We start from the raw sequence: 22,380 nt of genomic DNA on the forward strand, positions 1-22,380 counted from the left end.
CTGCACAGTGATTTCTTACCACCGTACAAGGGCTATCTTAATGTTGGTCAATTGTTTCTTTGGGCAAGTTCTTGCTCATTTCACAGTATTGAACAAATACACGAGCTAATTCACGTAAACGACTATGAACGTCTGCATCTACAATAGTATTATTTGCATCGAAATGTGATGTATGTGTATACACATAATTTGGCGTAACAAGCGCTCGGAAGTAGTCTAAAATAGGTTTTAGCTGATTTTCGACTACAAGGTGATGCTGATATGTGCCTCCATTTGCAACAATGGATACGGGCTTATAGCGCATTGTTTTAGGGTGTAAGAAGTCAAAGGCATTTTTCAAAACGCCTGGAATAGACGCTTGGAAAATAGGCGTTGCAATAATGTAAGCGTCTGCCTCCTCAAATTGTTGAATCATTTTTTTCATATCATCATTTAATGGAGAACCATCCACAATTTGATGCTTATATTGACTAAAATGCATCATTTCTAACTCGAAACTAGCATCTAATTCTTTAATATATTGCTCTACTTGCTCTAAAATAGCACCAGTTTTACGACCAAACATCGTGCCATCTACGAGTAAAATTTTCATCTTTACTTTGCCTCCACATTCATCTTCTACAATAATATTGTAACAAATGAAAAGTGGCTCGGAAAGGATTGTCATGACAATTGATATAAATTCAGTCTTTAGACGGAACGACAAATTTAATCCCTAAATTAATTATCCTGATCACGTTGTTGGAAATGGACTTCCTTATCAATGACCGTTTCCTCAAGCTTATATTTATCTCGATTAATGACAACCTCACGATTAACTTTCTCGCCTTCATTCAGCTTATCCCAATTAAATAATATCTCTCTTGAAATGTCCTCTTCTGGTACTTCCGGATACTCTAATGTTGCTAACTCATCTGATGGATAAATAGTGACTGGCTGTTGTTTACCATATAGGGCAATGATAATCATAGCCTTTGCCACTTGTGTGGCTTCAATTGCTCTAGAACGTTTTAAAGGTCCAATTAATAAAGGCTGTGCAAGCTTTAATAATTTTTCTCCTGCCTTTTCTCCTAATCGAAATTCATCACGGTTCCCTACTAAGAGTGATGGGCGAATAATGGAAAGCCTTTGTAAGCCTAGTTCCTCTAAATCACGCTCAAGTTTACCTTTAACTCGATTATAGTAAAATGGAGAATTTTCATTAGCTCCCATTGCAGTAATCACAAGAAAATGAGGGATTCCCCGTTTTTTTGCTAAAGAGGCAATTGCTAACGGGTATTCAAAATCTACCTTTTCAAACATTTCACGAGAGCCTGCCTTTTTATTGGTTGTACCTAAGCAACAATACAATTCATGAGCAAATCCTATATCGTTTTCTTCTATTCTATCAAAATCACGAATTTTCACTTCTAACTTTGGATGCGTATAAGTTAGCTTTCTTCGTGCAATAACTGTTACTGAAATATACTCATCATGTTCACATAATTGTTCAACTAGAGCGGAGCCGGTTAAACCAGTCGCCCCTACAACAATCGCTGCACGCATACTCATTTTTTCTCCCGTCCTTCTACTTATTGATAGTATATCAATTACGCTTATCTTGACACATCGGATTTAAAAAACATCCCATCATCTCCATTTGTAGAGGGATTTTTCGAACCAAGATAAAGAACTTCCAATTGTTATGTATATTCCTACAATTCGCCTTACTATATATATCGACCATTTTTTTGATGTTTAAAACTGATTAAAGATAGCTATTTTAGAAGATACCGCTAGAGACAATCATGATCAAATCCTAAATTTTACACATACTTGCTCTTTCTTCGCCATAATTTAAAGAGACAGAGGAAAGGATGGGATACATTTGCAAAACGAAACACACGCAATTGAACCAAAAAAAACGATTGTTTTCATTATTGAAAGCTGTATTGATAAAGGGCTGTATCCTTTTGAACGGGTTTCAACATTAGCTAAACTACTTTCGAATGAGAAGGTTTTTATCTTTGTAAAGACTCCTTCAAATGACGGAATTCAAATTTTAATGAATGAAGGAGTTACGCCTATTCTATTTGATCACTTTAACGAATTACCTAAGCAAATCAAAGGACTTCAACCTGATTTAATTGTTAGAGATGGGCGAAATTCTGAAGGCTGGCAAGTAGAGGAATTACGACCTTTCTGCAAAACAATTATTCATTTTGATGATTTTGGTGAAGGTGGCCAAGCCTGTGATTGTGTATTACTAGCACTCTATCAAGAAGTGAAAGATTATTTACCATCGCATTATATTGGTGGAAGCTTTGTTTTTGCTCTTCCAGATGCCTATCAACATTTCGATAATATACCTGATAGTAAAACACCTGAAAATCCGCCTCATATCGTTGTCGCTTTTGAGGACGGGGACGAGCATAATTTAACGTATCGAACACTTCGACACCTAACTCAACTACAAATACCACTACAAATTACAGTTATGATTGACGACAGCTATCGCCATGCAACGGATGACTTGCAAATGATGGTACTTAGTCGTCGCAATACTGCTATTCTTCGAGATAAAGATGCACTCCTCAAACTACTACCTAAAGCAGATGTCATTATTTGTAATGCTAACTATACACCTTATAAAATTGCCTCTTATGGCGTGCCATGCATTACACTTGCGCAAACTGAAGCTGAGCTTTTACATGCTTTTCCTCGTGAGCATAATGGCTTTATCCATCTAGGACTTGGTCGTAAAATGAAGCAATCACAAATCCAAAATGCTGTCATGGAATTTCTTTTACACGAAGCTCGCAGTGAACGAGCAGTGAGAAAACAGCGACAGCTCAATCTTGCTGGTAATAATGAAACACTCCAAGCATTACTCTTAGATTTTGCTTATGATCGTCATAATATCGCTTCTACTTAGTGCTACTTCCAAGATGATTATGATACAATATATAAGAATTTTTCACTCCAACTCCTCTTATAGAAGTTGGGACATCAGTATATTCAACAGGTACCCGATTGATTTTAAAGAATAAGCGGTGGGGGATTCTTAAAACCTCCATCGCTTTTACACGCATTCACTATAAAAATATTCTCAAAAGGAGTAGTCTTCATGCCAACAAAAAGTAATATTGAATACCAAATTAGAGAGTTAAAAATGGACTATATGAATTTACAAGGTGATATAGAAAAGTTGGAGTCTACTGGACACAACGATCAAGTAGCTAAGGCAGAGCAACGTCTTGCGAATATGGAAGCTCAATTAGCAGAACTTAACAAGCAGCTTGCAGAACTATAAAATGTAAACAAGAAAGATAGTTGGAGGAACAGATATGGCAATATTAACAGTAGAAAATTTAGGTCATTCTTTCGGTGATCGTACACTCTTTAAAGATGTATCGTTTCGCTTAGTGGAGGGTGATCATATTGGACTCGTAGGGGCTAATGGTGTCGGTAAGTCTACATTAATGGGCATCATTACAGGTCAAACGATCCACGATACAGGAAAAGTTGAGTGGCTGCCTGGTACACACTATGGTTATCTAGACCAACATACCGTACTAACGGCTGGTAGAACAATGCGTGAAGTGTTACGCGATGCCTTTTTACCATTATATAAAAAAGAAGAAGAACTGAATGAAATTACAGGCAAGATGGCAGACGCAACGCCTGAAGAATTAGAAGTACTTTTAGAACAAATGGCAGAAGTGCAGGATGCATTAGATGCAGGAGATTTTTATTCATTAGATATGAAAATTGAAGAGGTGGCACGTGGACTTGGCTTGGATGCCATTGGCTTAGAACGTGATGTAGCTGCTCTTTCTGGTGGACAACGCACAAAAGTACTACTCGCTAAGCTTTTATTAGAAAAGCCAAAAGTACTTTTATTAGATGAGCCGACGAACTATCTTGATGAGGAACATATTACTTGGTTGAAAATTTATTTAAAGAACTATCCATATGCTTTCCTTCTAATCTCACATGATACAGAATTTATGAACGAAACAGTGGATGTCATCTTCCAATTGGAATTTTCTAAATTAACTCGTTATACTGCAACATACGAAAAATTCCTTGAACTTGCTGAAATCAATAAACGTCAGCATATTGAAGCCTATGAAAAGCAACAGGAGTTCATCAAGAAGCAAGAAGATTTTATAGCCAAAAACAAGGCTCGTTACTCCACTACTGGTCGTGCAAAATCACGCGCTAAGCAACTTGATCGTTTAGAGCGAATTGATCGCCCAGAAACAGCTGTAAAACCAGAATTCGGTTTTAAAGAAGCCCGTTCATCTAGCCGCTATGTTGTAGAGGCTGAGAACTTAGTGATTGGTTACGATAAAGACAAGCCATTACTTCCTCCACTTTCTTTTGCGATTGAACGAGGAGAAAAAATTGCTTTAGTCGGTATGAATGGTGTTGGTAAATCCACATTATTAAAAACAATGTTAGGTAAAATTAATGCACTTGGTGGGAAAGTAGTCCGTGGTGACTACCTATATCCTTCCTATTTTGAACAGGAAGTAAAAGCTGAGAAAATCACGCCAATTGATGATGTTTGGAATGCATTCCCTTCTATGGAACAAGCCCAAGTACGTGCAGCTTTAGCAAGAGCTGGCCTAAAAACTGACCATATTACACGTCCGCTTAATTCTTTATCTGGTGGCGAGCAAGCTAAAGTGCGTTTATGTAAATTAATGATGGAGGAAGCTAACTGGCTTCTCTTCGACGAACCGACAAACCATTTAGATGTAGATGCAAAAAATGAATTAAAACGTGCCATGAAAGAATTTAAAGGTACCATTGTGCTAGTAAGTCACGAACCTGATTTCTATGAAGGACTCGTAACAAAAGTCTGGAATGTTCAAGATTGGTTTACTTCTGGACAACAAGGCCAAGACTAATTATTTCAAGGGCAGCTCCAACATGTTATGGGGCTGCTCTTTTAAATTTTTTTAACTTCTATGTATAAATAGCCTCATTTAAACATACTATAATCAGTGGACTAACAATTTTACCCCTACTTCCAACTAACTCTCTCCTACGAGACAACTTAGAATTCTAGTAGTTCCTATTAATTCAACATGGATTTTATAGCTTAAAAAGACATTTTCTATAGAGTTAACATAACTTACATCATTGTAAGCTGAATAAACGAAACTTTTTACGCTTATCTTCGTATATTTTAATATAACTGAAAAAATAATAATTCGATTGAGAAATTTTTTCAATTAACTATTGATTTATATATAGCTTACTAGTAAGATATATATATAAACTATTAACTTACTAATAAGCTATTTGTAAAATATAATCTAAAAAAGAAAGCGAGGAATGAAGAATGACAGTTACAATTTACTCACAAGCGAGCTGTTCTTCATCCAGAAAAGCACTTAAATGGTTAAAAGATCACAACATAGAATATAAAGAAAAACGTATTACATCTCATCCACTTACACTTGCAGAATTCAAAGAAATTCTAAGTATGACTGAAGATGGCACAGATGAAATCATTGCAACAAACTCAAATGACTTTAAAAACTTAAATATCGACATCGACCAACTTTCTATTCAAGAGCTATTTGCTATCATTCAGGCACACCCAAGAATGTTGCGTAGCCCTATTATAATAGATGAAAAACGTATTCAAGTTGGTTACAATGAGATGGACATCCGTCGTTTTATCCCACGTAAAGTACGTGCTTACGAATTAAATGCGATGACAAGATTGGCACAAGAAAGTTAAAACAGTTTTGGAGATGACCTTCTATGGACCAAGAAAAACAAAAAGCCATTACCTCGTTGTTTGAAGTCGTTTCATCTATTGAGCGTAAGTGGGCAAACGAGTGGAATAATCATAATGTACTCGGCTTTTCAAAATCCCATATTTTAATTTTAGACTACTTATCGCAGGAGGGCCCAAAACGCCCTTCTGCTATTGCTGAGCGGTTAAAAGTAACTACTGGTGGTGTCACTGTTTTAACAACCAAGCTGATAAATGGTGGCTTTATTGAAAAAACACAGCATGCCACAGACCGCCGTGCTTCTCAACTAGTCATTACGGCTGACGGTGAAAACATATTAAAAGAATCTCGTCAACAAGTGAGCGAAATCATTAATAATATGTTTGGTATGCTAACAGCGGAGGAACTGCAAACCTTACGAACTATTTTCTCTAAATGTTTATTGGATGTGGAGACAAATCGACCAGATTAAAGCACAATAAAAAGATGCATTTGCAACTGTTTGCGAATGCATCTTTTTTGATTAGTCGACCAAATACTTCCGTCTAAGTACTGTGATGTGCGACCAATCTGCTTTATTACGCTGGAAGCACAGATTCCACAATAGCTGTATCTGACATGAGCATTTCTTTTAATCGAGCCTTTGCACGGAATAAACGAGATTTCACAGTACCAATGGAAACTTTCATAATTGTAGAGATTTCTGCAAGTGAGTATTGGTCTATGTAGAAATACCATAAAGTCTTTCTATAAATAGCATCTAATTGCTCCATTTTATCCTGGACTAGTTTTGTTACAATGTCCTTTTCAATTTTTTCTTCTGTAGAAATATCGTTATTGGGAACCAAATCTAGAATCGGCACGTCTAATGTTTCAGGTTGATTCATCATATATTTGCTACGTCTTACTTTTTTACGATAGCGATCTCTAAATGTATTCATTGTAATAGTTGTCAGCCAAGCTTTAATATGCTCTACTTCGGCCACGCTATCTTCATAGCGTACAACCTTAACCCAAACTTCTTGCATTAAATCTTCAGCTTCTATATTATTGCGAGTTAGTTTTAAACATAAATGATATATATAACGATTGTATTCCTCGTATACGCCTTCTAATTTTTCATTCATTGTGTATGCCTCCGCTTCTTGTTCTTGCTTCTATACACATTCTCGCAAAATAATGTATTACACTCTATCGCATTGGCTTTCAATTTCATTACAATCGTGTAAGCTTAATCGCTTTCACTTGTAATATTCGTAAAAATTGTTTTACTACTATACTGCTTTCCCTCCAAAAAAGCTTTTGATGACAATAGTTACCTATTAATTAAACTATATTTTTAATAGTATTTATTGTCAGAATATTAATTAGCATTTGAAGAAACAAAAAATGCACTCCTAATAGAAGTGCATTGGGTGTTTTAGCTTAACAGTCCTAGACGAAAGGCTGAGGCAACGACCTGTGTTCGATTCTTTGCTTTGAGCTTTGTCATAAGACTGCTCACATAATCCCTGACAGTATGCTCACTTAAAAATAATAAACCAGCAATTTTTTTATTATCATATCCTTCGGCAAGCAGGCCAAGTATCATCGATTCCCTTTCAGTTAAATGAAGCTCTGTATTCTTCTCTACCTTCTCCCCCTTACGTGATAAAAATAAACCTAAACGCTTCCCTACTTCCTCAAGGAGTGTTAATTCTTCCTTTGTACAATCAAACTCCTCCCCTAGCTGATCAAATGTTAGCCATCCAAATAATTGCTCTTGACGCAAAATGGGAATAAAAATAATCGAGGATAAATTAAATAATTGGATATGCTCTTCTTTCACGTAATTTTTAGGATTTTTTAAATAAATGGGCTTTCTTGAACTAAGTATCGTGTTTTCCCCAGTCAACTCCCCTTTCATGCTTTGCACCTTAGGCAGCTCTGCGCCAATAACTCCATAAAATTGATTGGACCATGGGACATATGCGTAAAATACACATCTTTTATAACTAAAATACTCTTCACATTTTTTTAAAATCAGCGCTAAATCCTGATAACCTGAGGAACTAATAAGCAATTTATCAAGCCTATCTAATAATTGTAAGTGCCTAATTTTCTGATTTTCGCTAGCTATGTTACTAGTTTGGTTATCTCCCTCACAGTCATAATAAAGCTCTACAAGTAACGTAAATGTCGATAATACATACATGAAGATGGCGTTCGTTCGACTACTCTTCTGTTGAATCATAAAAGTAATCAACGATTTCTCAAATATTAATTGAAATAAATTAAAGCTCTTCCTATCAATAATGGACAACTGTGATTGAAGCCATGTGTTGAAAAAATACTTCTCATCATTATTTAATTCATCGATATTTGCATGTGTCATTAAACGCAAAAATGAATCTAATAGCATTGCTGTTCTTTTTCGATCTGCACCAGTTATAGAAGGTTCTAGATTAAGGTAAATAATTGTATTCTCTTCAATTTGCTGATGATGGATTTTAATAAACAACACAAACTCTTGAAGTGTTACTTCTTCAATTGATTGAAATGGATGCGTCATAGGAAATTCTTCTCCTTCACACTAAAAATACCCCTATAAATGGAGGATATTCACTCACTATATTATACAGCATCTTATAGGATAGTATTTCAAATTGAAAGGAGTAAGATGAAGGTATCGCTAAACAATGCGAATACTTTTGAATCCTAAGGCAACCATATAACCAGAAATAATGAAAGGTGCGTGCTTGAAATGAGATTAGAAAACAAAGTGGCCATTATTACAGGTGGAGGTACAGGAATCGGGAAAGAAACTGCACTATTATTTGCTAAAGAGGGAGCAAAAATAGTTATTACTGATATAAATGAACAATCTGGGAACGATACAGTCCGTGATATTCAAACTATCGGCGGTGAGGCAGTATTTATCCGCCACGATGTTAGTAATGAAGAAGACTGGAAAAAGGTTGCAGATGAATCAATAAAAACATTTAAGAAAGTGGATATTCTTTTCAATAATGCAGGTATCTATATCATAAAACCCCTTGCAGAAATCGAGCTTTCTGACTGGAACCGCTTAATGTCCATCAATGTGACAGGTGTGTTCTTAGGCATGAAACATATTATGCCACTTATGGCTAAACAACATAATGGTTCTGTTATTAATGCTTCCTCTATTGCAGGCTTAACAGGTGCTGCTGGTCACGTATTATACGGCGCTAGTAAAGGGGCTGTTCGCATTATGACAAAAGATGCTGCTATGGAGTATGCTCCATACGGCGTACGTGTCAACTCCATTCATCCTGGCTACATTGATACAGGTATGGCAGACTATGCATCAGCAACAACAGGAAGCTCAAAAGATGAATTAGGCAAAAACTTATTCCCATTAGGACGTTTAGGCTCTGTAAAGGAAGTAGCGCAAACTGTATTGTTTTTAGCTTCTGATGAATCTTCCTTTTCAACAGGTGCAGAATTCGTTATTGATGGCGGAGCAACAGCAAAATAACATTAAAGGTGGTCATTTATATGAAACTAAAAGATAAAGTAGCAATTGTTACAGGTGGGGCTAGTGGTATCGGTGAAGCCACAGTTCGTCTCTTTGTAGAAGAAGGCGCTAAAGTCGTTATTGCCGATTTTTCTGATCGTGGACAAAGCGTTTCTGAAGAATTAAATAACAATGGTTTTGATACACTTTTCGTAAAAACAGACGTAACAAATGAAGCGGACATTCAAAACATGATAAAGGAAACCGTTACTAAATACGGTAAACTTGATATTATGTATGCAAATGCAGGCGTAGCTGACGATGCACCAGCACACGAGCTTTCTTTTGAAAAATGGAAAAGAACAATTGATATTAATTTATCAGGTGTATTTCTATCAGATAAATATGCTATTGAACAATTCCTTGCCCAAGGAACAGGTGGCGTCATTGTTAACGCTGGTTCAATTCATAGCTTCGTTGCCTTACCAAACCCTACAGCCTACTCATCTGCAAAAGGTGGCGTTAAATTATTAACACAAAACCTATGTACTGCTTACGCTAAACAGGGTATTCGTGTAAATGCGGTGTGTCCTGGCTATATCGACACTCCTCTATTAGCTGAGGTCGATGCTCAGAAGAAAGAATATTTAGCATCCCTTCACCCACAAGGTCGACTTGGTAAACCAGAAGAAATCGCTAAAGCCGTTCTCTTTTTAGCAAGCGATGACGCAAGCTTTGTTAATGGTACAACGCTTCTTGTTGATGGTGGTTATACTGCTCACTAATGAGGCTTTGAATAGACTCGCCTAAAAGCTAGTGCATTTAATGATGCCATTCTAGCCGTTAAAAGTGCGAAGCGATCTGGCTGTTGTATCTGAACCCTTCACTGAAAAATGACGAATTTATAATCCACTCAAGTAAGACTCAACCACAATTGCTATTTAGCTCTTGTGGTTTATTTTGTAGGTGCTATGTGTAATCTTTCAATTCAATTTAAGATTCCTAAAAGTAAATTGTGCTATACTATTTCTATTATCGAAATATTAGAAAGAGGGATTCTTAATGACTAATTTACAGCAAATTGATGCTTATTTTGCAGAACACCGTGAGGCACATTTAAATGAATTGAATGAATTTTTACGAATTCCAAGTATCAGTTCTTTATCCGAGCATAAAGAGGATATTCAACATGCAGCTGAATGGCTAGCCAGTGCGTTTGAAAAACTAAATCTTGAAAATATCTCCATTACACAAACAGCTGGGCACCCTGTTGTTTATGCAGACTGGCTACATGCAGAGGGTAAACCAACTATTTTATTTTATGGTCATTATGATGTTCAACCTGTTGATCCATTAAATTTATGGGACAGTGAGCCTTTTAATCCTACAATTCGAGACAATAAATTATTTGCTCGTGGTGCGAGTGATGATAAAGGACAAGTCTTTATGCACTTAAAAATGATTGAGGCATTGTTTGCCACAACAGGGACATTACCTGTCAATGTTAAGTTCATTTATGAAGGTGAAGAAGAAATTGGTAGTCCACATCTACCTGCCTATGTTGAACAATATAAAGAAAAACTAGCGGCAGATTTAATTTTAATTTCCGATACAGGTCTTTATGGTCCTGGGAAGCCTGCGGTATGCTATGGTTTACGGGGCTTAACGGGCATTCAAATTGATGTGCGAGGAGCTAAGGGAGATTTACACTCCGGTCTTTATGGTGGTGGCGTACAAAACGCTATTCACGCATTAGCTGAAATTTTAGCATCCTTCCGTGATGAGCATGGTACGATTCAAGTTGAAGGTTTCTACGACAAAGTGTTGCCATTAACAGAAGAGGAACGTGAGGCTTATCTTGCGCTTGGCTTCGATGAAGAATCTGTTAAACAGGAAGTTGGCGTAAAAGAATTATTCGGTGAACAAGGGTATTCTTATTTAGAACGTACTTGGGCCCGCCCAACCCTAGAGGTTAACGGTGTATTTGGTGGTTTCTCAGGTGAAGGCATCAAAACAGTGCTGCCCGCTGAAGCTGGCGCTAAAATCACATGCCGTCTTGTACCAAATCAAGAGCCCGATGAAATTGTAGCACTTTTAAAAGCACATGTTGAAAAGCACAAACCTGCTGGTGTGGAAATCAACATTTCTGAATTCGATAAAGGCCGTCCATTCCTAACGCCTTTCGATCATCCATTTATCCAGGCTGCTGGACGCTCCTATGAAAAAGTGTATAATGTACCAACAGCGTACACACGTGGCGGTGGATCCATCCCTATCGTCGCTGCGTTTGATGAAATTCTAGAATTACCTGTAGTGCTAATGGGCTTCGGTCTATCAAGTGAAAACTTCCATGCACCAAATGAACACTTCCATTTAGAAAACTTTGATAAAGGCTTACGTGTTCTTAGTGATTATTTATATGAGGTTTCAGGATTACAAAAATAAATATCGATTAATTAAAAAATCCCCTCACTGTCAAAGTGAAGGGATTTTTTTATTTGATTACTCACCAAAAATCGTAACGATATCAGCTGCTTGTTTGCGCTCTTTACCTTTTGGCACTTCATCAAAATAACCAACTTGTAGCATAGCAATGACACGCTCACCTGGCTGTACCTTTAAAGCTTCACGGAATTTTGGATTATCTAGGAATCCTGGTGTTTTCCAGCAAGAGCCTATGCCTTTATCCCATGCCAGTAACTGCATGTTTTGAATAAATGTACTTGCTGCTGCATAATCTTCTAAACGTTCTTTTTGACGCGCATCCTCTGGAACGATAACAAAGGCATAGCCACCTGGTAATGTAAATTTCAACATCTGCTTCGCTAAATCTTCGCTTGAAAGCTCCTGCCATTTAGGAATTGTTAAGTCACGTAATAGCTGGTGAAGATTTGTTAATTCCTTTCCACAGGCAACAACTAATCGCCACGGCTCACGATTACCATGATTGGGAGCCCATACTGCATCGTCAATAATAGCCATTAAATCCTCACGCTCTACAGGCTGGCCATTAAACTTTTTAATGGAACGACGTTGAATAATTGCATCTCTAACAGATAAAATTTGTTCGCTCATATATCAATTCTCCTTCTACCATAAGACAACATATTAGAGTTTATCTCTTCTATCTTTCACATTATCATATATTTGTATGCTTTAAAACTACCTGTTCCTAAGCAAAGCTGTCATCTATATGATAGAAAAAGTAGGTCATGCTTGGCGTATAGGCGGTGGAATCCTCATAAAAATAAGGTCGATTAATACTATCTGAGGTGTGGGCATTCACATAAGGAATACCATTTTGAATACTTGTAACAATAACGGAGTGGTCAATTCTACCATTCCCTTGAAAATCATAAAAAATGACATCTCCAAGCTCTAGTTCCTCTGCATATTGAACACGTCTACCCTTCAATCCTGTTGTAGATCCTTCTAAATACCATCGTAATGAATGGGCAACAGACCAGCTAAAGCTCCAATTCCCTTGCTGAATCCACCAGCCTTTCTCTCTACTTGGTGCACCTCGCATCGGTGCCCCTCCTGCAAGTAAACACTGAGATATATAGTTCGTGCAATCTACATCAAAATTTGGAAAAGCAGGATTGCGTCTGTTCCACCACAAATTAGCATATTGAACTGCAGCCTGCCTATTATACATTTTTGCCATACATAACCTCCTCATGCCATCATATGTCTATTTAAGCATTTCTATTAGTTAGGTCCTTCCTCATAATTCTTATTGAAATCCATTATATTCAGCATGTTCCTTTCCAATTTCAAGAACATTTTTGCTACAATAAGGATTAAAGATATGTCAATTTTATTTTATGACCAGAAGGGATGTTGAATGTGAGGCAGCATGCTGAAAAAGAGATTTTACAGCCAACTCTTTTATGCGATAAAAAAGGTAATTTAAATCCAGCAGCCATCGGATTTGCACGCAAACCACTTATTAATAGCAATTTAAGCGGCCATCTCATGCGCAAAAAGAAATGGAACTATTGGTGTGTCTACGGTGATGAAATCTTGTTTTCAGCTACGATTAGTCATCTAGATTACGCAGCAGTCTGCTTCGTTTATTTCCTTGAATATGAAACACAGCGCTATTTTGAAAAAACGATCACAATCCCCTTTGGTGGTAAACTAAAAATGCCTACACAGGTTTTAGAATCTGTTTCATTTAAAAATAGTGAAATGATGATTGATTTATTATATATACAAAATGAAACACATCTATCTGTTTCCATACCAAACTTTGACGGAGATGTTTTACGAGCAAAGCTTATCATTCAGCACCCACCAGCGGACGAAACCTTAAATGTAGTCATTCCTTGGAATCGCAAAACATTTCAGTTCACAGGCAAGCATCACATATTGCCAACATCAGGTGTTGTCACAATTGGTACTCGGCGTTTTAATTTCTCAGCTGAGGAGAATTTTGCTGTGTTGGATTATGGACGAGGTGTATGGCCACGTGAAGCATTATGGAATTGGGGAATGGCCTCTCAACGAGTACGTGGACGACGCATCGGACTTAATTTAGGAGGTAAATGGACAGATGGCACAGGCATGACTGAAAATGCTGTTTTTGTTGATGGTAAAATGACAAAAATACATGAGGATTTATTATTTCAATATGATTCTGAAGATTATATGCAGCGTTGGAAAGTGAAAACAAAATTTTCTAATCAGGTCTCCTTAACCTTTTCACCCTTTTTTGAGCGTATAGCCCAAACGAATGCCAAACTAGTTAAATCAGAGGTACATCAACTATTTGGCTATTACGACGGTTCTATTTTACTCGACAATGGTGAAACACTGGTTATTCAACAAATGCTCGGATGTATTGAGGAACATCGTGCAAAATGGTAAAAACCCTCTAGAAGACGTTGCTTTCCGTGGGTATTTTGAAAATGCAAATGATTCCACGGAAGCTTTTGTCTCCTAACTGTCCACTTTTGCTCTAACTAAGGGCTCTTAATATTTTTTCTGGATCATCTGTAAATATCGCCTGTACACCGAGCTGTTGTAAACTTCGAGCATCGCGTTGTTCATTGACGGTATACACACGTACAGTTGCACCTTCAGCGAGAGCTAGTTTAACTGATTTACGGAAGGAAGTTGGCAAACTTACATGTAACGCCTTAGCTGGTATAAGAGCAATGTAAGTTGGGAAATCCACCAGCACCTCTGCAAACAATGCTGCACTTTCTATATAAGGCGCTATTTTTGATATTGTTTGCAATGATTCATGATTGAAAGATGAAATGATCACCCGCTCTGTCATTTGCTGTGCTGCTACTTCTTTGAGCACGAGCGCTTCGATTCCTTCATATGCAATAATGTCTGTTTTCAGTTCAATATTGATACGGTGATTGGTACCTGCAAATAACTCCAACACTTCCCCTAAGGTTGGAATTACTTCATCTCCGAACTCCCGTGAAAACCACGAGCCAAAATCAAATGTACGTAATTGTTGTAATGTAAAATCTTTTACATAGCCTGAGCCATTGGAGGTACGATCAATGGTCTCATCATGAATCACTACTACCTCTTTATCTGCGGTTAAATGAACGTCTAGCTCTACCCCTGCTATAGGAAGCTTTGATGCTGCTTGAAAGGCAGCCATCGTATTTTCTGGATAGTTTATCGAAACACCTCTATGTGCAAATATGTCCAAATTCAATAACCTCCTCTATTATTATTCAAAGAAAAACCTTCCAGCCCCATGTAATAGTAGCATAATTAACATTTTAGCTTTCACTTGCTGGTAAATATTATATATAGTAGTATGATAATCTACTTTGAAATTGTAAGTACCTAGGAGGTGCTAAAAAATGACTGTACAACATCCAGATTTTCAGGCTGAAGTAGAGCGGTTAGCGTATACCCAAGGCTATATGCAACAAATATTAGACGAATCACAACAAGATTTAAAGTCTGCTCAAGAAAATATCCGCAAATCTATGGCCGATCTTGATTACTTAGATTCGAGTTTAAGTTATTTAAATATCTTAACAAATGCCAGATTTTTTGAAATGGCACGTAATCAAAAAGAAGGTCTAGAGGCCGTTCGCAAGAAGCCCTATTTCGCTAGAATCCATTTCCAAAAAACCGGTGACCCAGAAGAATTCCTTTATATTGGGAAAACATCACTATTTCATCGTGAAACCCATGAGCCCATTATTGTTGACTGGCGCTCACCCGTAGCTAATGTTTATTATGATGGACGTCTTGGTGACATGGAGTACGATGTCCGTGGTGAAGTTCATAAAGGACATCTCTTTGCTAAAAGGCAATACAAGATTGAAAATGGCGAATTACTCGATATACGAGATATTGATCTAACAACAAATGATGAACTACTACAAGAAGCATTAGCTGGAAAAGCTGATGTCCGTCTAACTGAAATTGTTTCAACCATTCAAAAGGAACAAAATGAAATTATTCGAGCACATCTTCGTCAACCAATTATTGTGCAAGGTGCTGCTGGTAGTGGAAAAACAACCATTGCTCTACACAGAATATCCTATTTCCTTTATACAATGGGTGAACATTTTAATCCTGAGCAGCTCATGATTTTAGCACCGAATAAGTTATTTATTGATTATATAGGCGATGTTTTACCAGAGCTTGGCGTCGATAAAATATGCCAAACTACTTTTACAGACTACGTTCTTTCTGCCACTAAATTAAAGCTTAAGCTTCAAAATCCAAATGAACAATTAGAATTGCTCGTTGCTGGAGGAAGTCAGCCTACTGCCTGGATTGCTGAAATGAAAGGCTCACTTTACTATCGTGATGTCATCGAACGCTACGTACAAAAGCTGGAACAAAAGATCGCAGAGCAATTCGAAGATGTCTATATTGAAAAATACTGTATCATGCGTGCTTCCCACCTGAAGAAGCTGTTTTTATATGAATTCTCATATATGCCTATCGAAAAGCGACTTGAACATATTAAAAAGGTCTTAGCAAGCCATGTACGTCAAAAAAAACAGGCTGTTTTAGCTACACTCCATAAAAAGTATGATGAAGCATTGGGTAAAGCCTTAAATGGAATTCGAGATGATGAAAAACGGCGACGTGTTGTCACAAAATTCATTGATGAGCGTGATGAACGAATTCCTGCCATTGAAAAAGAAACGAAGACAACGGCATCAGCTTATATGCGTCGCTTTCCCAAACATAATATTAAAACACTCTATCGTACCCTTCTCACCGATGCAGAATTATTAGCAGAACTCGCCCCTGAATGGCATTACCTTGAACAGCAACAATTTTTGCAGGCACATCGTAAAGAACAATGGGCACTCGAAGATTTAGCTGCACTATACTATTTACAAGCACGTTTAAAAGGCATTGCAGATGAATGGAAGATGCGTGTTGTCTTTATCGATGAGGTCCAAGATTACAGTTTATTTCAGCTTGCTGCTTTAAAAGCAGGTCTTGATACAGATATGTTTACTATGGTCGGTGATTTAGCACAAGGTATCCATAGCTATCGCTCATTAACAGCCTGGGAACCTGTCCAAAGCTTATTTCCTCGTGCAAGCTTCCGCACTTTGCAAAAAAGCTATCGAACAACAATTGAAATTATGGAAGTCGCGAATCAAATTCTAGCACAGATGAATGAACAGCTACCTTTAGTAGAACCCGTTGTGCGTCACGGTAGCGTACCAAGTTTTATTCAAGCGGAGCAATTTGATGCCTTCAAAGTTAAAGAGATCTTTGAAGCTATTCGTCAAAATGGCCATCGATCCATCGCTTTAATTTGCAAAACTACTGCAGAAGCCATTACTATGCAACAGGCATTAAAAGACAATGATATTGCTTCACAACTACTAACGGAAAATGAATCTATTAATCAAGAAATGTTACTTGTTGTGCCAAGTCACTTAGCTAAGGGACTTGAATTTGATGCTGTCATTGTAGCTGCCTACGATACACCATTTTACGATACACCCATTGACCGAAAGCTACTTTATGTAGCTCTTACACGAGCCATGCACGAGCTATACTTAATCGGTCCATCCAAAAAGACATTTTTATTAGAAAATTAAAAAGTCGCTAAAAGGCGACTTTTTTCTTTGCATCATTAATTTCTTGGGGGTAATTTATAAAACTTCCCTTTGGATAAATAAGCTTTCACAACTTTCCACCATGAATTAGGGGCTTCCTTCGGAGGAGACTTCTTCTTTGGCAATGCTGGCATGCGCATGATCACGACTCCTTTCTTAAAGCTTATTAATATTATATGAAGATAGTAGGTGATTATGATAAAAAAGGGCGATGAGTTGATATTAAATACCTCTCATCACCCTTTTTTCTATTGTTTTACATAATAATCAATTTGCTGTGCTTTCATAAAGCCTGCTTTTTCATAGACTGAAAGTGCTTTTTTATTGTCTACTTCTACATCTAGCATGACAAACGTTGCACCAACCTTACTCGCATAATCCTTTGAAAAGGAAAGAAGGGCTGTCCCAATACCTTGTCCTTCACAATTTGGATGTACAGCAAGTGCAGTTACCCACTGGATTTCATTTTCCTTAGCTGTAGTCACTGTGCCAACAACTGCACCATCTCTGTAAGCAATCCAAAGCTCTCTTCCATTTGTTGATGTATTAAAAGCAATAAGCTCTTCTGATTCTTCGGGTAGATCTCCAAAAGCCTCACAATAAATAGTAATCAGTTCAGCTTGCTCTCCGTTATAGGCTTGAATATTTATATCACTTCGTAATGTAACGGGCTCTGCTTTTGTTTCTAGGGTCGTTTCTGAAAAACTATAGGTAAACCCTTTGTTTTCAATAAATGTATGCCCATAAGGGGAACCATCAATTACTACAGCTAATTGCCCCTCTGCCCCTCTTTCTTTTAGCCCTACTTGTATACCCTCAACTAAGGCAGTTCCAATACCCTTTTGTCGATATGCAGGTGTCACCACTAATGACCACTCATATGTATGAAGTCCCATTAAGTCGATAGCACTAGCAGCACCAACTAGTAAATCCTTTTCATCCTCATACGCTAGTACCATGAAGCCTTTATTCTCGAAAGAGCTAGCCATTGGTACATTCATAATGGTTTCATATACTCGATAATCTTGAACTGTTGCTTCTTCACATAATAACTTTACTTCTTTCAATGTTTCTCCATCTAATGGAAAAGACACTGTCATCACTGAAATATTCATCATTTACTCCGTTCCTGTAACAGACTATTGCCCTATTGTAGCAAGAATGAAAATAAGCTGGCAACAAAATATATTAATACCCGCTATTAATCAGAATTTTACTTCAAATATTAGAAAAATAAAAGGATTTATACTATAAAAATTCAGTAAAATGACTGAAATTTACTAGAAATAATATACTATTTTTTCTAAAATAGAGATATTTATTCTTTCACAACCCATTACTTTTAAACTATCTACTGCTTCATATTTTAATAATGTTATATAATAATTATACCATTTATTCAAATTAATAACATTTTAATTCAATAAAAAAGAGCAACTTCAAATGAAATTGCTCTTTTTCCATCTATTCCTCAAGATGGTGTGAGGATGAATGCAGCATTTGTGCATAAAGACCACCTGATTCGATTAGCTTTTGCTGAGGTCCAGCCTCCACTAATTCCCCTTTTTGCATCACTAAGACCATATCGGCATTATGGACAGTATTTAAACGATGCGCGATCACAAAGCTCGTGCGCCCTTGCATTAACGTATCGAGTGCCTCTTGTATCGCCAGTTCTGTCACAGTATCGATACTGCTTGTCGCTTCATCCAATAGTAAAATTTTCGGATCAGCAATAAGTGCCCTTGCTATAGAAAGTAATTGCTTTTGGCCTTGGGAAATCTCACGTCCATCCGCTGCAAGAATAGTATCATACCCATCCTTTAGTTTCATAATGAATTCATGTGCATTAGCTTGCTTGGCCGCTTCCTCAATCTCTGCATCACTCGCATCCAGTCTACCATATCGGATATTCTCGCGAACAGAAGCCTCAAACAAAAATGGATCCTGTAAGACAAAGGCCATTTGTGAACGAAGGGATTGTCGATCAATTTGCTGTACATTTATACCATCAAATAATACCTCTCCCTTTGAGACGTCATAAAATCTTGCAATAAGTTGAAGGATTGTCGTTTTACCAGCCCCAGTTGCACCAACAAGGGCTACCGTTTGACCAGGTTCCACTTTAAAGTCTACATTTTTTAGTGTGTACCCCTCTTCTTCTAGTTCATATTTGAAGTACACCTGCTTAAACGTTACATGTCCCAATAGCTGATGCTTTTGTGCTGACACATTTTCTGCCTCTGGTTGTTCATCAAGCAAGGAAAATACACGTTCTGCACCAGCAATGGCTGACAGTACTGTATTAAACTGGTTTGCTAAATCATTTAAAGGACGTGTAAATTGTCGTGCATATTCAGTGAATATAACAATTACCCCTATCGATACATGTCCATATAACGCAAGAACTCCTCCTACACCTGCTACAATGGTAAAGCTCATATTATTTAAGAAGTTCATAACTTTAGGAATATAACCTGAGTATGTCTGTGCCCAAAAACCAGTTCTTTTTAAGCGCAAACTTTTTTCACGAAATTCTGCTTTCATTCGCTCCTCTTGTGAAAATGCCTTCACAATCCGCTGTCCTGAAATTGTTTCTTCGATCATCCCGTTTAAGGCGCCAATAGCTACCTGCTGTTCTTTAAATAGTGGTGCTGTACGACGTGTAATCCATCGCATCGCCCAAAACATCAGTGGAATAATGATCATCGTCAGAACTGTCAGCAATGGGCTTAAACTGAGCATAATAATGACGGTTCCACCAAGCGTAAGAACACTTGAAAATACCTGAATAAAGGAACTGTTCAATGTTGAGCTGACAGCTTCAATATCATTCGTCATTCTACTCATCAATTCTCCATGCTGACGACGATCAAAGAATGCCACTGGCAGTCTTTGAAAATGAGTGAATACACTTGTCCTTAATCTATAGATCGTTTGCTGGGCGATGCCAATCATCCAATAGTTTTGTAGGAAAAGTGAAACGGCTAATAACACATAAATACCAATTAATAAGCCAATCCCTTTATCTAAGCCTGAAAGCTCGCCATGCATAACATAGTGATCAATCATTTGACCGATTACATAAGGACCAACTAAAGCTAATATGGAGCTAATCATCACTAATAAGAGCACCACAATAAGCAGTGCACGTTGTTCGTCGACAATTTTCCATAACCGCAGCAATGTACTTCTCCAATCAGCTGCACGTGGCCCCTTCTTTTTCTTCACACCCTGTTTCAGATCATCTTTTGTCAAAAGCGGTTCATAGCCAAAAGGTTTCTGGAAAAATCCCATTAATCCTCCACCTCCTGTTGAGAGATAGCTATTTTTTTATAAAGCGAGGAAGTCTCTAAAAGCTCTTCATGTGTGCCATAAGCAACTACTTTTCCAGCATCAATCAGTAAAATGCGATCTGCACCTTTAGCTGTACGTATTTTTTGTGTAACAACAAGCATCGTTGCTTTTTCTTCACTCAGTGCCGCCCACAAAGACTGTTCAGTTTTCACATCTAAAGCACTAGTACTATCATCAAGCATTAAAATATGTCCCTTTCTCAAAAGAGCTCTAGCTATAGATAACCTCTGTTTTTGCCCCCCAGATAAATTGACACCCTTTTGCCCAACCTTGGTATCATAACCATTTGGAAAATCTTCAACAGATGCATGAATTTGCGCCTGCATTGTAGCCTGTAATACAGCATCCATTTCAGCCTGTGTATCTCCCCAACGCACATTATCTGCAATACTTCCTGTAAATAACAATGACTGCTGGGGGACATAGCCAATCACTTCCCGCAACTCTTGTAAATCCCAATGTTGCACATCCTGACCTTCCACAAGTATTCTGCCTTGCGTTACTTCATAGAACCGAGGAATGAGCTGTAATAATGTTGATTTTCCTGCACCAGTTGCCCCCATGATCGCTAGTTTCTCGCCAGACTTAACTTGAAAGCTCACATCTGACAGAACAGGAACATCTCCTCCTGGATAAGTAAAACTAACATGGTCAAAGGTTAATTCTCCATATTGTGTGGCATGACCTACTTCTTCTAAAAGAGATGTATCTTCAACCTCATTTTCAACGGAAAGGATTTCTGCCATACGTTCTGCAGATGCCTTCGCACGTGCGTAGAAGATAATAATAAAAGCGAACATTGAAAATGAGCCTGTCATACGCATTGCATAATTCACAATAGCCACAATATCACCAAGTGGCGTTGTTCCTGTAGCAATTTGTTTTGTACCAAACCATAAAACTGCGAGCAGGCTCATATTCATAATGAACAAAAGAACCGGCATAATATATTCCATTATGCGTAAGGCCTTCACAGTATCAACCTTTAACCGTGATGCAACTTCATCAAAGCGTGTAGCCTCATATGCCCCTCTTAAGTAAGCCTTTACTAATCGTATCGCCTGTAAATTCTCCTGTAAAACTCTGTTTAAACGATCGACCCTCTTTTGTACACGCCCAAAATAAGTCACACCTTTTGCCACCATAAAAAGAAGAAAAATAAAAATGATCGGTGCACCAATAACTAAAAATAAAGCTAATTTCGGATTTACGACAAAAGCCATAATAATGCTTCCTATCACAGCAAGTGGCGCTCGAAGCATAATACGTAAGCTCATAAACAGCACCGTTTGTACCTGTGTAACATCATTTGTTAATCGAGTAATAAGCGATGCAGTGGAGAATTTTTGATAGGTTCCTAGCGTAAAGGATTGAATCCTATCAAACAGGGCATTTCGAAGATCATATGAAAAGCTTTGAGCTGTATGTGAAGAAAAATAAGAATTGATAACGCCCGCCAGAAAGGCAACAAAAGATAGCCCAAGTAAAACAGCCCCCCATTGCAAAACCATTCCTTGATTTTGTGCCCTTACTCCCTCGTCGATTATTTTTGCCATAATGAGTGGCTGCACAAGCTCTACAAATAACTCTAAAAGCATTAAACATAAAGCAAAAATAGCTGTCCATTTATATGGCTTTACATAGGAAAAAACTTCTTTCATATTCTTTCCCCCTTGTTGGTAGATAAAATTTAATGATAGTTAAAAACTACTAACACTATAGTATA

The 22,380-nt window shown here is 37.6% G+C and carries 20 protein-coding genes; 10 read left to right on the plus strand and 10 right to left on the minus strand.

All coding sequences use genetic code 11. The annotated features are described in order from the left end of the window. Positions 1–37: 37 nt before the first annotated feature. A complete protein-coding gene (locus tag HXV90_RS13370; protein ID WP_054549088.1) occupies positions 38–592 on the minus strand; it encodes an NADPH-dependent FMN reductase in 555 nt (184 codons plus the stop codon). A 128-nt stretch (positions 593–720) separates the two neighbouring features. Continuing rightward, complete coding sequence (locus HXV90_RS13375) at positions 721–1,551, minus strand: oxidoreductase (protein ID WP_269897408.1); 831 nt, start codon at positions 1,549–1,551, stop codon at positions 721–723. A 316-nt stretch (positions 1,552–1,867) separates the two neighbouring features. On the opposite strand from HXV90_RS13375, the gene HXV90_RS13380 reads away from it, so the two are divergent. The 5 genes from HXV90_RS13380 (at position 1,868) to HXV90_RS13400 (ending at position 6,210) form a co-directional block, all read left to right on the plus strand. Then, positions 1,868–2,914, plus strand: a complete 1,047-nt coding sequence (locus HXV90_RS13380) for a PseG/SpsG family protein (protein WP_048393328.1) — start codon at positions 1,868–1,870, stop codon at positions 2,912–2,914. 192 nt (positions 2,915–3,106) lie between these two features. Further along, a complete protein-coding gene (locus tag HXV90_RS13385) occupies positions 3,107–3,292 on the plus strand; it encodes an SE1832 family protein (RefSeq protein WP_269897409.1) in 186 nt (61 codons plus the stop codon). A gap of 34 nt (positions 3,293–3,326) precedes the next feature. Then, the gene (locus HXV90_RS13390; RefSeq protein WP_054549086.1) at positions 3,327–4,898 is read left to right on the plus strand and encodes an ABC-F family ATP-binding cassette domain-containing protein; all 1,572 of its coding nucleotides are present in this window, start codon (positions 3,327–3,329) and stop codon (positions 4,896–4,898) included. Between the two features lie 437 nt (positions 4,899–5,335). After that, positions 5,336–5,740, plus strand: a complete 405-nt coding sequence (gene spx / locus HXV90_RS13395) for a transcriptional regulator Spx (RefSeq protein WP_004225558.1) — start codon at positions 5,336–5,338, stop codon at positions 5,738–5,740. A 23-nt stretch (positions 5,741–5,763) separates the two neighbouring features. Further along, complete coding sequence (locus HXV90_RS13400) at positions 5,764–6,210, plus strand: MarR family winged helix-turn-helix transcriptional regulator (RefSeq protein ID WP_009371643.1); 447 nt, start codon at positions 5,764–5,766, stop codon at positions 6,208–6,210. A gap of 106 nt (positions 6,211–6,316) precedes the next feature. Here the strand turns inward: HXV90_RS13400 and HXV90_RS13405 are convergent, their stop codons facing one another. Together HXV90_RS13405 and HXV90_RS13410 are read right to left on the minus strand one after the other, a co-directional pair. Beyond that, the gene (locus HXV90_RS13405) at positions 6,317–6,865 is read right to left on the minus strand and encodes an RNA polymerase sigma factor (RefSeq protein WP_036078118.1); all 549 of its coding nucleotides are present in this window, start codon (positions 6,863–6,865) and stop codon (positions 6,317–6,319) included. Between the two features lie 293 nt (positions 6,866–7,158). Continuing rightward, positions 7,159–8,289, minus strand: coding sequence for a LuxR C-terminal-related transcriptional regulator (locus tag HXV90_RS13410; protein WP_269897410.1), 1,131 nt, complete (start codon positions 8,287–8,289; stop codon positions 7,159–7,161). 192 nt (positions 8,290–8,481) lie between these two features. Between HXV90_RS13410 and HXV90_RS13415 the strand changes: the two genes are divergently transcribed. From HXV90_RS13415 to HXV90_RS13425, 3 genes are all read left to right on the plus strand, one after another. Further along, a complete protein-coding gene (locus HXV90_RS13415) occupies positions 8,482–9,237 on the plus strand; it encodes an SDR family NAD(P)-dependent oxidoreductase (RefSeq protein WP_048393320.1) in 756 nt (251 codons plus the stop codon). A gap of 20 nt (positions 9,238–9,257) precedes the next feature. Continuing rightward, on the plus strand, positions 9,258–10,001 hold the full coding sequence (locus tag HXV90_RS13420; protein WP_048393318.1) for an SDR family NAD(P)-dependent oxidoreductase: 744 nt from the start codon (positions 9,258–9,260) through the stop codon (positions 9,999–10,001). A gap of 277 nt (positions 10,002–10,278) precedes the next feature. Further along, positions 10,279–11,661, plus strand: a complete 1,383-nt coding sequence (locus tag HXV90_RS13425; RefSeq protein ID WP_131520707.1) for a dipeptidase — start codon at positions 10,279–10,281, stop codon at positions 11,659–11,661. Between the two features lie 57 nt (positions 11,662–11,718). On the opposite strand, the gene HXV90_RS13430 is transcribed toward HXV90_RS13425, so the two are convergent. Both HXV90_RS13430 and HXV90_RS13435 read right to left on the minus strand, forming a co-directional pair. Then, positions 11,719–12,291 (minus strand): nitroreductase family protein, encoded by a 573-nt coding sequence (locus HXV90_RS13430; RefSeq protein ID WP_115674304.1) that lies wholly within the window; start codon positions 12,289–12,291, stop codon positions 11,719–11,721. Between the two features lie 97 nt (positions 12,292–12,388). Beyond that, positions 12,389–12,883 (minus strand): amidase domain-containing protein, encoded by a 495-nt coding sequence (locus tag HXV90_RS13435; RefSeq protein ID WP_004229655.1) that lies wholly within the window; start codon positions 12,881–12,883, stop codon positions 12,389–12,391. A gap of 182 nt (positions 12,884–13,065) precedes the next feature. Here HXV90_RS13435 and HXV90_RS13440 point away from each other — a divergent pair, with 182 nt between their 5' ends. Next, on the plus strand, positions 13,066–14,088 hold the full coding sequence (locus tag HXV90_RS13440) for a DUF2804 domain-containing protein (RefSeq protein ID WP_054549082.1): 1,023 nt from the start codon (positions 13,066–13,068) through the stop codon (positions 14,086–14,088). 91 nt (positions 14,089–14,179) lie between these two features. On the opposite strand, the gene HXV90_RS13445 is transcribed toward HXV90_RS13440, so the two are convergent. Beyond that, on the minus strand, positions 14,180–14,896 hold the full coding sequence (locus tag HXV90_RS13445) for a glycerophosphodiester phosphodiesterase (protein ID WP_048393311.1): 717 nt from the start codon (positions 14,894–14,896) through the stop codon (positions 14,180–14,182). A 157-nt stretch (positions 14,897–15,053) separates the two neighbouring features. Here HXV90_RS13445 and helD point away from each other — a divergent pair, with 157 nt between their 5' ends. Next, a complete protein-coding gene (gene helD / locus HXV90_RS13450; RefSeq protein WP_269897411.1) occupies positions 15,054–17,279 on the plus strand; it encodes an RNA polymerase recycling motor HelD in 2,226 nt (741 codons plus the stop codon). A gap of 266 nt (positions 17,280–17,545) precedes the next feature. Here helD and HXV90_RS13455 read toward each other — a convergent pair whose 3' ends face one another. From HXV90_RS13455 to HXV90_RS13465, 3 genes are all read right to left on the minus strand, one after another. Further along, positions 17,546–18,415: a GNAT family N-acetyltransferase gene (locus HXV90_RS13455; protein WP_269897412.1), complete on the minus strand. Its 870-nt coding sequence runs from the start codon at positions 18,413–18,415 to the stop codon at positions 17,546–17,548. Positions 18,416–18,761: 346 nt separating this feature from the next. Then, the gene (locus tag HXV90_RS13460; protein ID WP_066038238.1) at positions 18,762–20,594 is read right to left on the minus strand and encodes an ABC transporter ATP-binding protein; all 1,833 of its coding nucleotides are present in this window, start codon (positions 20,592–20,594) and stop codon (positions 18,762–18,764) included. Continuing rightward, positions 20,594–22,315: an ABC transporter ATP-binding protein gene (locus tag HXV90_RS13465; protein WP_103117367.1), complete on the minus strand. Its 1,722-nt coding sequence runs from the start codon at positions 22,313–22,315 to the stop codon at positions 20,594–20,596. The genes HXV90_RS13460 and HXV90_RS13465 overlap by 1 nt, the downstream gene beginning before the upstream one ends. Positions 22,316–22,380 lie beyond the last annotated feature (65 nt).

It is taken from the genome of Lysinibacillus sp. JK80 (assembly GCF_027557635.1).
Taxonomy (GTDB): Bacteria; Bacillota; Bacilli; order Bacillales_A; family Planococcaceae; genus Lysinibacillus; species Lysinibacillus capsici.

Excerpts from the sequence above, each read along its gene's own strand:
- HXV90_RS13455 (WP_269897412.1), bottom strand. The coding sequence starts at position 18,415 with ATGATGAATATTTCAGTGATGACAGTGTCTTTTCCATTAGATGGAGAA.
- HXV90_RS13390 (WP_054549086.1), top strand. The coding sequence starts at position 3,327 with ATGGCAATATTAACAGTAGAAAATTTAGGTCATTCTTTCGGTGATCGT.
- HXV90_RS13410 (WP_269897410.1), bottom strand. The coding sequence starts at position 8,289 with ATGACGCATCCATTTCAATCAATTGAAGAAGTAACACTTCAAGAGTTT.
- HXV90_RS13385 (WP_269897409.1), top strand. The coding sequence starts at position 3,107 with ATGCCAACAAAAAGTAATATTGAATACCAAATTAGAGAGTTAAAAATG.
- HXV90_RS13425 (WP_131520707.1), top strand. The coding sequence starts at position 10,279 with ATGACTAATTTACAGCAAATTGATGCTTATTTTGCAGAACACCGTGAG.
- HXV90_RS13460 (WP_066038238.1), bottom strand. The coding sequence starts at position 20,594 with ATGGGATTTTTCCAGAAACCTTTTGGCTATGAACCGCTTTTGACAAAA.
- HXV90_RS13375 (WP_269897408.1), bottom strand. The coding sequence starts at position 1,551 with ATGAGTATGCGTGCAGCGATTGTTGTAGGGGCGACTGGTTTAACCGGC.
- HXV90_RS13400 (WP_009371643.1), top strand. The coding sequence starts at position 5,764 with ATGGACCAAGAAAAACAAAAAGCCATTACCTCGTTGTTTGAAGTCGTT.
- HXV90_RS13370 (WP_054549088.1), bottom strand. The coding sequence starts at position 592 with ATGAAAATTTTACTCGTAGATGGCACGATGTTTGGTCGTAAAACTGGT.
- HXV90_RS13465 (WP_103117367.1), bottom strand. The coding sequence starts at position 22,315 with ATGAAAGAAGTTTTTTCCTATGTAAAGCCATATAAATGGACAGCTATT.
- HXV90_RS13405 (WP_036078118.1), bottom strand. The coding sequence starts at position 6,865 with ATGAATGAAAAATTAGAAGGCGTATACGAGGAATACAATCGTTATATA.
- HXV90_RS13415 (WP_048393320.1), top strand. The coding sequence starts at position 8,482 with ATGAGATTAGAAAACAAAGTGGCCATTATTACAGGTGGAGGTACAGGA.
- helD (WP_269897411.1), top strand. The coding sequence starts at position 15,054 with ATGACTGTACAACATCCAGATTTTCAGGCTGAAGTAGAGCGGTTAGCG.
- HXV90_RS13420 (WP_048393318.1), top strand. The coding sequence starts at position 9,258 with ATGAAACTAAAAGATAAAGTAGCAATTGTTACAGGTGGGGCTAGTGGT.
- spx (WP_004225558.1), top strand. The coding sequence starts at position 5,336 with ATGACAGTTACAATTTACTCACAAGCGAGCTGTTCTTCATCCAGAAAA.
- HXV90_RS13430 (WP_115674304.1), bottom strand. The coding sequence starts at position 12,291 with ATGAGCGAACAAATTTTATCTGTTAGAGATGCAATTATTCAACGTCGT.
- HXV90_RS13435 (WP_004229655.1), bottom strand. The coding sequence starts at position 12,883 with ATGGCAAAAATGTATAATAGGCAGGCTGCAGTTCAATATGCTAATTTG.